This window comes from Plebeiibacterium sediminum (assembly GCF_026013605.1).
GTDB classification, from domain to species: domain Bacteria; phylum Bacteroidota; class Bacteroidia; order Bacteroidales; family Marinilabiliaceae; genus Saccharicrinis; species Saccharicrinis sediminus.
The window spans coordinates 1-410 of record NZ_JAPDPJ010000342.1; the positions used below are offsets into that span (position 1 = coordinate 1).

General features: G+C 37.1%; 1 protein-coding gene. It reads right to left on the reverse strand.

The annotated features are described in order from the left end of the window. Nucleotides 1–410, reverse strand: a 410-nt coding sequence (locus tag OM075_RS26715) for a transketolase-like TK C-terminal-containing protein (protein ID WP_435873495.1), incomplete at both ends; no start/stop codon positions are given.

Sequence of the window (410 nt, forward strand, 5' to 3'; positions counted from 1 at the left end):
GTTCCATTAGCTCCCACAAGACCTTCTAATGTTACAGGTAAACCTGCTGTCATACCAAATCTTGGAACATCAACTGGTAAAACTTCGTTTTGATAAACTTCATCCTGATTACGGAATACACCTTCTGAAATGACAGATACAATTTGAAGTTTTAATCCTTTTTCTGCTCTAAGTTTTTCAGCTCCTGCAACTAATGTTGCAACTTCTGATCCACTAGCTAGTAATACTACATCCGGAGTTTCAGCATCTTTTTCAACAATATAAGCTCCTTTTTTAGCTTTTAAAGCTTGCTCATAGCTACTTCCCGGAAGATTTTTAATATTCTGACGAGAAAGAATTAATGCTGATGGAGTTGTTGTATTTTCCAATGCCATTTGCCATGCTACAGTTGTTTCTTCAGCATCAGCAGG